We start from the raw sequence: 14,309 nt of genomic DNA on the forward strand, positions 1-14,309 counted from the left end.
TTTACCAGGAATGCAAATCTCATCTTGTTTTTAGATATCAATCTTGATATGTTACATGTCAGCCATTTCTATTTGATATTATTATTTTTTTGCACAAATCAATATATGCCAAAAAGATAGAGCTACGCAATATGTTGATTAGTTATTTCAAACTATTAAGTTCAATATCCTTTGGGCGTTTGTAAACTCCAAAAGTTGAGCATTTAATATATGAGCCTGTTGATTTAATGCTTTTTTATTTAAATGCACCACAATATAAAGTATTAAATAGCGTTTAAAAACCATTATATTGTGGTTGTATTTCTCGAAATTGGACTTAATTAACAGAGTCATATATTAATCACTCAAAGTTGACACCTATGATCTTGTAAGCCTTGTTAACATTGTCTGAATCAGGATTCCCAAGATTAACATGATAAGGCAGGATTATCTATCTTGAACATCCTATCTATCCTGGTTATCCTGATTCAGACAAATGCAATAACTTCTGAAAAAGCAATAAGATGTCGATTTTGAGTAATCATGTTTTAGCTAAATTGTATTGAAAAATGAAGTGAAACGACATTTTTACGGTAATCACATTAAAACGCGTTACATGAACGAATGGGAGGTTTTATTTTGATAATGAATAACCATGTGAGAAAAAAGATTGTTAAAGGCGCATCATTGCTTATGATGATAGTGATTTGCCTTTTTTTGCCCAACTGCGCTGGAGAAGAGGACAATTTGTATTCACAAATGAAATTGCCTTATGCCTTGGATGCGCTTGAACCCATAATTTCAAAAAAAGCCATGCTTCTTCATTATTATAAGCACCATGCAGGTTATGTAGCAAAAACCAATCAGATTTTGAAAGAAAAAGGCCTCACCATAACTTCCCCGATTGCCTTGTTGCAAGAAATAAATGGGAACGAAAATTATAAGTCTTTATTTAATGCACTTGCCCAGGCATGGAATCATTCTTTTTACTGGCAATGCCTCAAGCCTAACAGTGGAAACATCCCTGCTGGAAAACTTCGTGACCTTATCAATGAATCGTTTGGAAATGTAGCAGCTTTTAGAGAACAGTTTGTATCTGCGGCAACCTCTCAGTTTGGCAGCGGTTGGGTATGGCTTGTCAAAGAAAATGACAGGCTGGCAATCCTCACGACAGGCAATGCAGACACGCCTGTAGCCCATGGGATAAAACCCTTACTTGTATTGGACGTCTGGGAGCATGCCTATTACCTGGATTACCAGAACAGACGGAAGGAATTTGTGGAATCTGTACTTGATAACCTTGTAAACTGGGCTTTTGTTCAGGAACAACTGGTTTCTAACGAAGAGGGAACATTAAAAAAAAAGATGAACAAAAGAGCATAAGCTCGATTTGCCAAATCGGTCAATTTATAGATCCAGAAACGTGTGGGGAATGCCACTCGGATATTTACATGCAGTGGGAAAACTCACTGCACCATTTCTCTCATAAAGACTTGATCTATAAAAGTACTTCTGATTACTTACGCAAAGGCTTAAAAGATCCGGATGAAATTAAGGAAGCTGAATCTTGTGTAAAATGTCATACTCCCGTTGGATTTATTACCGGATATCCAGCCAAAACTTCAGATGACAGAACAAGAATTCCCAAATTAGCCCAAAAAGGTATTCAATGCGATTACTGTCATTCAGCAACTACAGCCGAAAAAATCTACAATAATGGACTTCAAATTGAACCTGGAAACGGTGAGGAGGATCCCGGCGTTAAACGAGGTCCATTTAAGGACTCAGAATCAGATTATCACGAAGTTGCCTATTCGGAATTTCACACACAGTCTGAAATTTGCGGCACGTGCCATAATGTAAAGCATGTGGTATTTAAAACCGATTTGGAAACTACCTATACAGAATGGAAAAACAGCCCTTATTACTCCGATGATTTGAATAAGCGCATTACCTGTCAGGGATGTCATATGTATCAGCGACCAGACATTCCAGCAACTGGAAGTACTGAAAGACCCAAAAATCCGGGAGTGGCATCTGATGATGGTCCGGAAAGAGACCATATATTTACACACTATTTTGTTGGAGCCAATGCCTACCTTCCGGAGCTTAATGGAGATTTAGAAAAAGCAGAAATGGCTGTGTCACGACTGCAACACTCAGCTGCTTTATCTATTGATGAAAAACAATTAGATCAAAACAAATTGGTCGTAGAGGTTCGAAATACTGGTGCTGGCCATTATTTACCTACAGGTCTTACTGATATCCGCCAGATGTGGCTTGAGGTTGTGGTGCAGAATAAATATGGTGGAAAAGTGTTTACCTCTGGGTTGAGGGATAAAAATGATTATTTAAATGAAGATACGATAATTTATAATACCGTCTTCGGTGATGGCAATGGTAATCCTGTTCATAATGTTGCCAAAGCCCGTGAAATACTAAAAGACAAACGAATACCTCCAAAACAATCATTGATTGAAACATTTAAATTACCATCAATAGATTTAAAGGGAGCTGAGATTAAAGTATCTCTTTATTATCGAAGCGCTCCTCAAAAAATGATTGATACCATCAATGGGAAAGGTAAACATAAACTTCCGATAATCAAAATGGCTGAAGCAAAAGTCAAAATTTAAAACAATGTCTTTGCTGATTCAAGGACGTTATTGATTAACTAAACGATAATGGCTGGAAGTCAGCCACCCTACCCGTTCAGGATAACAAATTTGTATCTATTCCCATGGTAAACAACCACCAACTGAAAGTCGGTGGTTGTTTTATAGTATTCCAGATAATTAAATTTGCAATGAAAAAGTCTAACTATCTGTTATTTAAATAAAAAATTTGACCAAAAAATAAAATACTTATCTGGAAAGCTATAGTTCTCATTCTAAAGCCTTTTCTTGCCCTCGCCAAACTCATCTGTCACTAATGGCAGCATAAAAAGCATTTTCTTAGGAATTATCAATACCAACGCATATTGTGATAAAAGTAATACGCTTGTGAGCATCTTTCATTTTATTCTCTCAAGACACACTCCGATTCACCGTAACATTTAACACCTAACATAATACATGCTTTTGTTATAATTTTTAACTCACTTTCAGAAATCTCATTATCAGATTTTGCAATTCTATATGCCAGAAGAACAGCATTAACAGCCTCAGGTTTATGTGCCAGAGGCGCAATTTCTGCGAATGCGTAAAGAAGAGCATCTTCAGAATCATTAATAAAAGCTTCGCACCATTTCCGATACTCTTTAATGAGCGTTTTATGATCTTTCTCTTCAAAGAAGTCAGTTTCTTTTATAAATTTTATCGTCTCTGATACTTCACTTTCGGTGATGCTCCCATCAGCTGCTGAAACCCATGCAGCCAAAACCATTGAAGCACGAGCGACATCTTCTTCGATCAGTAAATCCGAGAGTTTGTCCATACCGAGTTCAAAATATTGTTTTGTTTGATTTATCATTTCTCCAATAGTTTTAATCATTCCAACCTCCGTGACATGCAATTTTTTAACGGCTTAAAAGCTTAATGGCAGACTCCAGCGGGAAGTTCCATCTCCTTATCCACATTCACCATGAAAACAGATCATCAGCCAGCTTCTTCGGCATTCGGCGAGTTGTCTTCTTGGATATCATCTTCTTCATTCTCCGCAGGTGTAGGTACTTTGACTTCATCTGCCGGTTTTTGTTGAATTTGGATGGGCGGTGTTACCGGGACCTGAATCTCCCGGCGATTGAATTTACGACGCAATTCCTGTTCCAATTTTACCGCTGCTTCTTCGAGGCTAGGCGCCATAACAACCGCATCATCCAAAGACATTATCAATCGCTTTATTTGTGGGATTTTCAATGGTCCTTCTTCTTGAAGATAAACCGGCTGGATATAGAGTGGGGCTCCTCCTGTGGGTTCAACGATCATATTACCCAATACCAACTCGGAACCTTTCTGATCCCACAATGAAAACTGCTCTGAAATCACAACATCCTGATTTACCAACGAGTGAACCTGAGCCGGTCCATATACCTGTCGATTCCTTGGAAAACGGTAAGCATAAATCTTTCCGTAACTATCAAGGTCATTCCCAGCAACCATCAAAGCTCGCAGATTATCCCGGCCAAATGGGGATAGTGGAAGAAACAACAGAAATTCATCTTTGCCCGGTTCAAGCAGATCCAATGTCAAGTAATAAGGGGTAGCTGGGAAAAATTCTTTTCCTATAGAGATTTTGGAGAACATCCAGAGGTCCTCCTGCCTGAAAAATCTCTCTGGATCTGTCTGATGATAGTTTGCATAAATTGACATTTGAATGGTAAAAATATCGCGTGGATAACGAATATGCTGCTTCAAGGATTCTGGCATTTCGGACAAGGAATTGAACATACCAGGAAACATTCTGCGGTACGCATTGATGATGGGATCATTGGAATCCGCTACATAATAAGATACATCTCCATTATAGGCATCAACAACAATTTTAACTGAATTGCGAATGTAGTTAAATTCCTCGCCCTCATATGTCAATGCCATGGGGTAATTGGATGCTGTCGTATAAGCATCCTGTATCCAGAAGAGTCCGTCTGGCGTATGTACAATATAAGGATCCAGGTCAAGTTTAAGGAAAGGGGTAATATACTGGATTCGTTCTATGATATTTCTCCGAAACAGTATTTTGCTCTGATTGGTGGTTTTGGTGGTGAAGAAAATGTCACGATCCTTGAAATAGGTCGCCATTAGGAATTTTCGCCAGAGAGAATTGACTGCAACCCCTCCTTTTCCACTGTAATGGACAATGTTTTCACTATCTCCGATAGGAGAACCTATTTCTCCCACAGCATTTGGAACTATTGCGAAGGGCTTATCCTTCTCCAGACCATAGTAAATATTGGTTTGAGTACTGGATAATCCAAACTTTGATTGTGGGGGGATATCTTTGATAAACCACGTCATGAATTCGTCACCAGCCTGGGCAGCCGGGATCATCGCCACCCCCTGACCGTGAGTGTATTGAAGATGAACATTGATCCAGTTTTGAGCAACTTCGGGCAATTTTGAATTGTTTATTTCCCTGGCCCCGAGATAGACCTGTCGATAATCCTCCCCCACCAGATAACGATCCACGTCAATACTTGGAAAAGAGTAATATGTCCGTATTCCTTGAAGTTCTTCGAATACACCGCTAAGTATCTCCTTGTCCCAAACGGGAATATTACGCAGGCGGCGCAAAATATCCGGATCATCTGCGTCAAAGACAACATCCGAACCCATCTCAAAATCCCTGGTTTCAACTTTGTCAAGTCCATAGGCTGCAAGAGTGGATTCCACACTTGCCTGGATGTAGTCCCGATCTCTTACTATTTGGTTTGGCGTCACGACATATTTTCTAACCGCATCTCCAAAGGTCTCAACATTTTTCCCGAGAAATGTAATTACAAAAATCGAGAAAAATATAATTGGCATTTTCCATCCCACGATTCCGTTAATTTTGAGTACCAGAAAAATCCCCGTTAAAAACAGGGAAATCACTGTAAGCCATATAAAGGGAAGTATAACATTCATTTCTACATAGCCAGGTCCTTTGAAAACTGGGAGATTCGCGGTTTCATATAGAAGGTCATAACGCTCCATAATAAATCCCCAGCACAAAACTAAGAAAATAAATATTATTAAAACACTGGTATGCCAAAGTGCTTTTTTGGGATTCACACGGTATTCAATGGGTGTCGTAATTTGCTCGTACCAGTAAACAAAGCGGATTCCTGCAAGCATTAGAATAAGGGCTATGAGAACTTCTTGTTGTACCAAATGATAAATAGGGAGGGAAAAAAGGTAAAAACCAATTTTCTTTCCAAAAAATGGATCTACCACATTGCCACTGCTTCCAAAGATAAAAAATAAAGCACTTTCCCAATTTCTAAAAATTGGTATGGCAATAATCAAAGCCAATACAAGGGAAAGAATCAGGCTCATGTCTCGCAATGCGTAGTTTATATACTTTATCCAGGGTTTGTCTTCAACAACAACCGATTTGTCTGGCGAGCCTACAATCCGGGAAGCAATCCTGAAGTTGACATAAAAGGCTCCGAAAAAAATGGTCGTAAAAAAAATAAAAACAAGATATGGATAGAAAATTCTCTGGAGGTAATATGTAGTCATCCCTTGGGTTTGAAACCACCACATATCCACGAAAAATTCTACGAACAAAAAATTTGCAATAGCGATTAGAAGACCAAGTGCCAAAATTGATCCGATTATGAAAGGCATCCACTTTTTTATTCTTTTCTTTTTTTCCATGTCTTTATCTCTTAAATTTGTATGTGGTTCAGTAATAGGAACTTCTTCTTTAGCATAAAAACATATTGTTAACATTCAATTTTAACGTTTTTCTGTATCTCATATTTGCAATTCTATAACATACATGGCAGACACATCTACCACAACGAAGCATGAAAGTCCTGAGAAGCCTTGAATCACGGGGACTTTCTTATAAAATCATTTTCTGCTTACTGTAGGTCTGATGAGAGTATTGATCATATGACGATATCAACTAACAATAACAGAATAAGTAAAGTTATCGAAAGATAAATCTTAGTTTCTTTTTATACTTTTGTGTGCAAGAAATCACTTTCTCATATAGAGCACTTTTATGAGTATAGTTCGATAATCTTACATTAACTTTGCCCCAGGTTCAATACATTTTGTTTTTAAGAGTTTTTTTCTGAAACCGACTCTGTATGTTGGTAGAAAGAAGAATGAATAAATTGCCCTTGCCTTTCATTTTTGTACAATTTGTTAGCACGGCACGCTGGACTTGCCAACGCTCATTCTTGAAAGTAACTTTTTAGTAGTTTGATTGTAGTTACTTAGAAGTGAGGGAAGAGCTTATTTTTTTTATTCTAACCTGGACATGCCAGATCCAAAGAGTTTTTCTGATTCTCTTGCCAAAAGAACACGAAAATCAGAAATATGAATCTAAGGCTTGCACGGCATTTCTTTGTTCCAGAATCTATCTGCTCATATCTTCATTTTCCACTTTTTCACCTTGACTCTTGTCAAATAAAAAAATATGGCTTGGATTTTCAACTGTATTCAGGGGTGATCTTAATACCAAAAAATATCCCAGACTCATTGCCAATACTACAGCAGCCATTCCCCAGACATACTCTGCTCCTATTTTGCTGAAATCCAAAATAATGATCTTCCTGGCAATGGCCATCAGTGCGGTTGCCATGACAATCTGAACATGAATGACATCCTCTCTCAGATAGACACAAATATTCACAAATATCTCAATGGCTATAAGAACCGCCATGAACGCCCCGAAAGTGGCAAGGATATCACTGATTGTTAACAGAAATGTGGGAGGTGTCATCAGTTTTATATATAACACCCAGCAAACATCAACCACACCCCATATAATCACAGCGGTCATGATCACAGCCAGAATCCTTACGAAAAATCTGATTATAGCGTGAAGTTTTTGTATTAGCGGTTCATCTTTAATCTCACACTCATTCATTGTTTTGCTCCTAATCTTAATTGTATTTTTCCATGAAAATGGATACAACTTTTTATATTCGGGGGGCTGATTTACAGCCATGGTCGTTTATTCTGATATGATAGCTTACAAAAGAGCGTTTTGTCAAACCAATGTGAAAATGGTCTTGGCAGGCTGTTATGGAATGCCAAAAACTCTTTATTGCACAACTTTCATATTGTGCTAGTCAGTCATAAGTTCTCGCAGTGGCTACTAACCATAGTATTGAAAAGGGAATTGGGGATAAAATATGTAAATATTCGGTGCCTCTGCAATACTAAACAATATCTTGTGTTCACATACAACAAAAAGATAAGCATATCTCAATATCCTGTATGATAAACGGAATACTCCGAATATTTACTAAAATATGTTATGGCAAATTTGAGAGCTTACGACTATTAAGTATTCCTTAATCCGTGGCACAAAATTTGATTGGGTCTGAAATCATTGAAAAAAATCTATTTGTTACTTCACCTGCGAGGTGAAAGCTAAAATCAAGTTTTCTTAATAATTTCAGTATACATCAAAAATGGTGCCACGGATTAAGGTATTGTTATTAAACATAGAAAACAATTCAATATGCTATACTTGCTTTTAAGTTTTTGATAGTTGTGTCGTAGCTTGTCGAGGTGATTTGTGGGTAAAATATGTACGAGGAGTTGGAAACAGAAATTTGAGAACAAAAAAAACACTTTTTATTAATGGTATTACCGACCAAATTGCTAATTTTATTGAAGCGAGTCAGTATTCACCTTAACAAATCAGGTTAAAAAGACCTTTTGGCATAGACAGGAGGTAGATATTCAACGTTCCATGCGGTATTTTTTTGCTTAACTTCTCTTTTTTATACACATTTATCTTGTTTGGGCTCTTTTATGAAAATTCCGATAAGAGTGGTGGAGATAAGGATAACGAGTGCCAAAAGAAAAGCAAATCGCCATGCCTCCAAGGGATAAATCCGAACCCCTTCTTCAACAAGTCCCATCCATTTTTTATCCAGAGCCCATCCAAACAGGGGCTGAACTATGGCTGCTCCAAAGAATCCTCCCATATTGGCAAGCCCGATGGCGCAACCGGACAATTCAATTGGGTTGACATCCTTTGCACAACCCCAAAGAAGAATGAATCCTGATGCAAAAAAACCCATGGCAAACAGAAGAAAAGGAAGAACAAAAGGGGCTGGTTTCCCCCCTGGCCATGTGAGCATGACGATCCAGCATAGAGCATACATAAGTGAAGATGCCAATAAAGGTAGTTTGCGTTTTCCGATTCGGTCGGAAATATAACCGATCACCGGACATCCGATCACCAAGCCCACTGCAATGATCAACAAATTTGAAGAGGCCTCAAACCGTTCCATACCGTATTGTTGCACCAGAAAAGGAAGCCCCCATACCCCTTGGAATGCCATCAGTGACCCGTAAATACCGAAAAACACAGCAAACGGAGGCCAAGAGCTGGGATTTTTCATCACCGTTCCCAATCCATGAATGACATCCTTAACTCCCATTCCAGCCGATGGGTTTAACGTCTCGTTAGGAGAAGGTAAATTTAGCTCCGATGGTCGATCCTTAACCAGAAGCAGGGTCAGAATTCCGGCAAAGATCCCAACACCGCCCACCAAGGAAAAAGAAATACGCCATCCCCATAACGATACCAAATAGGCCAAAGGGGTTGCGGCAAGGACGGCACCTGAATTCCCTATAAAAAGAGCCGTGCCGGACATGGTACCAAACTGTTTTGCAGGAAACCATTCTGTTACGATTTTCAGCATAGAAACGAAGATGACAGATACGCCTAACCCAATGAGAATCCGCCCAATAAAGGCAAAGCTCAAAATAGATGAGGCGGCAAAAATAAGTGATCCGACACCGGAAATCGTCATACCCCAGAAAATGGTTTTTTTGGCACCGACGCCATCTGCCAAAACCCCTGCTGGTAATTGCATCAATGTGTATACGTAAAAATAAGTTGCAGCCAAGTTGCCCAGAACAGCACCGCTTAAATTGAACTCTGACATAAGCAGATCTGAAACGACTGCCGGGGCCACCCTATGAAAATAGACCATAAGGTAGGACAAAGATACGATACCAAAAAAGTACCATGCAAATTTTTTCTTTTTTTTGTAAGAGGTCGGGTGTCATTTCTTTCTCCTTAAATTTGTTAATGATCTTCACCGATAAACATTTCAGGCATGATAAACGATCACGGCCGGCATTCAGCTACCCCCGAACACAAGTTCTATTCCCCTGCTAAAACTGTCGATTTAAGATAATATAGCATTGACAGAGTTTGAATCTTTGTGGAAAGTGGGCAGTATGGTGCTCCTGTAAAATGTCGAAAATGCTTCTTTCGCTTTAAATAATGGCATCTTTCATTTCCCAGTTTACACTTTCCTGAACAAAATACCCGTTTTTCGGGGATACTGTTCCGGAAAGCGTAAAGTATTTTCTCTATGATATGAAGGATGCCTAAAAAATATCAGCCACATACTTGACGATGTTTTTAAATGGGGGCATCTTGTCAAATAGTTGGAAATATAATGGAAACCGTAGCTAAGGAACGAAGTCTGAATAACTTGTCAATTACTCTCCCCTCTCTCCATTAATGGAGGGGGAGGTCTAATGCTATAATTCTCCCTCTCCATTCATGGAGAGAGCCTGGGGTGAGGTGGCATTTCTACCCGACAACTATAAAGTGAAGAAGCACTACAGAAAGATATGCACATTTTAAAGATCAGGTTTTAAGGGATGTAGTCAATAAAGCTGATGATATCCTTAAGCCCAAAAATTCAAACCTGATTGACCTAAAGGAGGCAAAGACGAAATGAATGCACATCCACAGATGCAAAGTAAAATGACACCTGAAGAATATCTTCTGTTTGAAAAAGAATCTGAAACTAAACATGAATTCTACAATGGTGAAATATTCGCTATGACAGGTGCAAAGCCAGATCATAACAGAATTCAAAGTAACTTCATTTGGATATTAAAAAGGCAGTTGGTCAATTCTTATTGTGATGTTTTCCCCAGCGATCAAAGGGTTAAAGTGAACGATCAAAAATATTATTATCCTGATATTTCAGTTTCATGTGATGATGTAAAGTTTGATGATTCATCTCTTCTTAATCCCATTGTTATTATTGAAATTCTTTCAGATTCAACAGAGCTTTTTGATAGAAATGGTAAGTTTAGAGATTATCGCTCTATATTATCCTTCAAAGAATATGTGTTGGTATCTCAATATGAATGCTTTGTAGAGAGATTCAGGCGAAACAATGATAATACGTGGAATTATAGAGAATACAATAATTTTGGGCAGATATTAAAACTTGAGTCAATCAAATGTGAATTGCCCTTATCAGAGATTTATCACAGGGTTAATCTTTTGATTTAAAGGCAGTGTATTAAAAATCATTTCTTAAGGTTATGGGTTTAAATAGTTTTTTAATAGGTGATTGTCCCCAAGTGTCCCCAAAGAAAAAAGAAAGAAAAAAGGGTTTACAGCAAATCACTGTAAACCCTTGATTTTATTGGTCGGAGCGACTGGATTTGAACCAGCGGCCACTTGTCCCCCAGACAAGTGCGCTACCAGACTGCGCCACGCCCCGTTTCTCTAAAACAAAACATTTATATCAAAGTCATCCGCAGGTGTCAAGCAGGTTTTTTTGACTTTAAACCTTCATTTTTTGATTCATATGAGAGGTACCAGATTTTGGCGTTATTATGGAAAAATAATCATAATAATCGGCGTGTTTCATTTGTCGGTTTACACTTTTTGTGGATTATTATTTTCATGATTAATGGATTAACCTGATTTTTAAATCATGTTATCCTTAAATCCTTTAATCAGGGTTCAATATTTCCCCACAAGTGTAAACTACTTTTTAAGTTGATAGGAAAAATGCCTAATAATCTTGTTTTCCTGGCATGCTCAGGTGTTATGAATCATTCTTCTGACACTGCTTGTTTTTCAAGCTCTCCGTTCTCGTTAACAATGTGATCAATAATATCAAGATTGATTACATCGTGGGAATGTGTCGTGACTGGAAAATGAATGTTTGAGGAAGCACTGCTTGACTCTTCTTCATAGATATACTGGTCAGTTGCCTTTCCGTGGGAATAGTGAAGCGTGTTGGCAAAAAGATGAACTTTGATGTTATGCAGATGACACATGCTTACGGTTCCAGCCGTTCCAGTGGGAGCAACAATTTTTCTGTCAGATGTTATTGTTAAAGCCCCAAGAAACATTTTGTTAGCAGTTTCTATGTAGTGGCTGATATCATATGCACGTGTGACCTGATACTCAATGTCGTGTTCTGAGAATGCCTGAATCAACTGACGTGTTCGCTCTTTGTTGTGGTCAAGGATTATGACCCTGAAAAGTAGCTTGAGGTCTTTTTTTGCTCTTATCAAAATATTAGTAACAACGGAGCTTGCAGAGTGTACAATTATTCTATCTCCGTTGCTGACATATTTTAGTCCATTCTCTGTAACTTGTGCAGCTTTACCTTTAAAGAGATCAATCTGTTCTCTGAGACTTGCCTCAGCTTTTTCCCTTATCTCATCAATGGATGGGTTATTTTTCATAAGATGGCGCATTTCTTTTTCAAAACGCTCAATCAGATGGATAAGTGGGATGATTTTAGGTTGGGAGTTCTTTATGGCATCAGCCAATTCAAGGTAAAGCTCCTGTACTTCATCCTGTGAACATTCAAGTTCGTGAATGGATTTAATGAAACTTTCAAGGGCAAGGATTGTTGTTCTGGCTATTCCCTGGACGTCACCAATATCCCGTAGCAGTTTATACATGTTGCTTTTGTTTTTATCATTCATAGCGATACCCATAAGTAGAGACAAAGAAAAATAGATGCGACAATTAATGTAAGCAGTGTGATAAGCGCACTGGCCTTCATGAATTCAAGAAAACTTATGTGAACTCCTGCCTGCTTTGCCATACCAACGGAAACGATGTTTGCGGATGCACCAATCATTGTAAGATTACCACCAAAGCATGCTCCAAGTGCAAGTGCCCACCATAGGATGTTGTTGGGTACAGGTGTTGCTTCAAGCATTAATCTGACAATTGGAATCATGGTAATGGTGAAAGGGATGTTGTCAAGAAAGCCTGATGCAATACCAGAAACCCAGAGGACGGCCAAAACCATAACATAAGGGTTTCCACCAATTTTCAGGAAAACATGGTGTGCAATCCATTCAATTACGCCTTTATGCTCAAGCACACCAACCAGAATGAACAGACCTGCAAAGAAAAGCAGTGTACTCCACTCAACTTCTTCAAGCATGTGTTCCACGTCCACATTGGATATGGTGAAAAGGAACATGGCCATAAAAAGTGCAACAACACCAGGGGAGAGCTTGGTTATGGTCTGGGTAACAAAAAGAAGAATTGTAAGGCCAAGACATACAAGCGATTTAGTGAGAAGTTTTTTGTCTATCCTTGTGTTCAGAAACTCCATACGAATTTTTTCCAGCAGGAGCTGAACTGTAAAAAGTTTTGCAAGGTTATTTTTGATTGGTTTGAATTTCTCTCTGTTGACTGTCCATAGAAATAAAAGGGTTACAAAAAAAGAGATGGTGACAGGGATGATCAGATTGCCTATGAACTGATTGAATGTCAGTCCAACTTTTGAGCCAATGATGATATTTGGAGGATCACCTATCAATGTGGCTGTTCCACCAACATTTGATATCACAGCCTGGCTTATTACATAAATTTTGGGATCCAGGCCCATTCCACGGGTCAACTCAATTATGATAGGGATAATGATCAATACTGTTGTTACGTTGTCGAGAAAAGCGGAGAGAACTGCTGTCACAACTGAAAATAGAATCAGAATTTTAAGGGGGTTTCCCTTTGTCTTTTCTGCTATTTTAACTGATATTATTGTGAAAAAGCCCGATTTTCTCAAGACAGCCACAATGGACATCATTCCCAGCAGCAGCATGATGGTCTCAAAGTCTATAAGTTCTGCTGCCGTATGTTCATCAATTACGTGAACCATCAGCAGCACCATCACGCCGAGCAGTGCGGAGACTGCTTTGTTTACCAGTTCAAATGTTATTGCGGCATAGACCACCACAAAAACAATAATTGGCAATAACGCACCTTCCATGATATTTCCTTTTAGAAAATTTCACAGTTTTCCGGTATTAATCTTTGACATGCTTCATGATTACTTTACACTTTCTTAAAGTAAACTACCTTTGTCAGGGTGTTTACCCCAAAAAAGTGCAAATTAGTTTTATGGGGTCATGAAGGTTGCCTAATCTTTTATCAGAAAAGTGTGAAAGGGTAATTAATCAGGGAATTCATTTTATGCATCAGGTTTTTACCTTATAATGCTCCCTTTGTTCGGTAATGGAGGGTGTAGCATTAGTTATAATAAGCAATTTATGATTCCCTTTAACGGAAAGGCAACATTAAATTGTCTCTATGGTAATTCTTTAGTTCATTCGAATTCTTTACAGAAAGATACCATGCAAATTATTGTTGCCTGTTCTGTTGACCATACTCAATTTTAGAGGAATGACATATAATAATCCGTTTTTGCAGTCAAGGGTTAAACTTTTTATGCCTTGATTTCCATTACACCAAATCAATAAAAATGGGGATGATTTTCACTTACCACTTTTATTTTGCCAGATCAGCATGTCCGTTTTTAAGCGCTTAGGAACGAGACTTTAATAACTATCCAGAGTATAAAACCCGTAGTTAATGAATGTTCATTCCTTATTCTTTACCGTGAAAATGACTATCATTTT

Annotated in this window: 9 protein-coding genes and 1 tRNA gene; 3 read left to right on the plus strand and 7 right to left on the minus strand. The window is 38.3% G+C overall.

The genetic code is table 11. The features are described from left to right. Positions 1-624 precede the first annotated feature (624 nt). On the plus strand, positions 625-1,362 hold the full coding sequence (locus tag MTBBW1_RS17795; protein WP_222424101.1) for a superoxide dismutase: 738 nt from the start codon (positions 625-627) through the stop codon (positions 1,360-1,362). Positions 1,363-1,388: 26 nt separating this feature from the next. Then, the gene (locus MTBBW1_RS17800; RefSeq protein ID WP_281255655.1) at positions 1,389-2,615 is read left to right on the plus strand and encodes a multiheme c-type cytochrome; all 1,227 of its coding nucleotides are present in this window, start codon (positions 1,389-1,391) and stop codon (positions 2,613-2,615) included. A 382-nt stretch (positions 2,616-2,997) separates the two neighbouring features. Here MTBBW1_RS17800 and MTBBW1_RS17805 read toward each other — a convergent pair whose 3' ends face one another. From MTBBW1_RS17805 to MTBBW1_RS17820, 4 genes are all read right to left on the minus strand, one after another. Continuing rightward, complete coding sequence (locus MTBBW1_RS17805) at positions 2,998-3,471, minus strand: tellurite resistance TerB family protein (RefSeq protein WP_080805484.1); 474 nt, start codon at positions 3,469-3,471, stop codon at positions 2,998-3,000. A 104-nt stretch (positions 3,472-3,575) separates the two neighbouring features. Then, positions 3,576-6,278: a UPF0182 family protein gene (locus MTBBW1_RS17810; protein ID WP_186441448.1), complete on the minus strand. Its 2,703-nt coding sequence runs from the start codon at positions 6,276-6,278 to the stop codon at positions 3,576-3,578. Positions 6,279-6,990: 712 nt separating this feature from the next. Continuing rightward, positions 6,991-7,503 (minus strand): phosphate-starvation-inducible PsiE family protein, encoded by a 513-nt coding sequence (locus MTBBW1_RS17815; protein WP_080805488.1) that lies wholly within the window; start codon positions 7,501-7,503, stop codon positions 6,991-6,993. Positions 7,504-8,368: 865 nt separating this feature from the next. Then, positions 8,369-9,604, minus strand: a complete 1,236-nt coding sequence (locus tag MTBBW1_RS17820; protein WP_139786807.1) for an MFS transporter — start codon at positions 9,602-9,604, stop codon at positions 8,369-8,371. Between the two features lie 746 nt (positions 9,605-10,350). On the opposite strand from MTBBW1_RS17820, the gene MTBBW1_RS17825 reads away from it, so the two are divergent. Then, entirely contained in the window at positions 10,351-10,920 is a 570-nt protein-coding gene (locus MTBBW1_RS17825) for a Uma2 family endonuclease (protein WP_080805492.1), read from the plus strand. A 137-nt stretch (positions 10,921-11,057) separates the two neighbouring features. Here the strand turns inward: MTBBW1_RS17825 and MTBBW1_RS17830 are convergent. From MTBBW1_RS17830 to MTBBW1_RS17840, 3 genes are all read right to left on the minus strand, one after another. Beyond that, a tRNA-Pro gene (locus MTBBW1_RS17830) sits at positions 11,058-11,134 on the minus strand. 337 nt (positions 11,135-11,471) lie between these two features. Beyond that, a complete protein-coding gene (locus tag MTBBW1_RS17835; RefSeq protein WP_186441449.1) occupies positions 11,472-12,359 on the minus strand; it encodes an IF-2B domain-containing protein in 888 nt (295 codons plus the stop codon). Continuing rightward, positions 12,356-13,660 (minus strand): ArsB/NhaD family transporter, encoded by a 1,305-nt coding sequence (locus MTBBW1_RS17840; RefSeq protein WP_080805495.1) that lies wholly within the window; start codon positions 13,658-13,660, stop codon positions 12,356-12,358. Before MTBBW1_RS17840 ends, MTBBW1_RS17835 begins: the two co-directional genes overlap by 4 nt. Between the last annotated feature and the right edge of the window lie 649 nt (positions 13,661-14,309).

Source organism: Desulfamplus magnetovallimortis (assembly GCF_900170035.1).
Lineage (GTDB): Bacteria > Desulfobacterota > Desulfobacteria > Desulfobacterales > Desulfobacteraceae > Desulfamplus > Desulfamplus magnetovallimortis.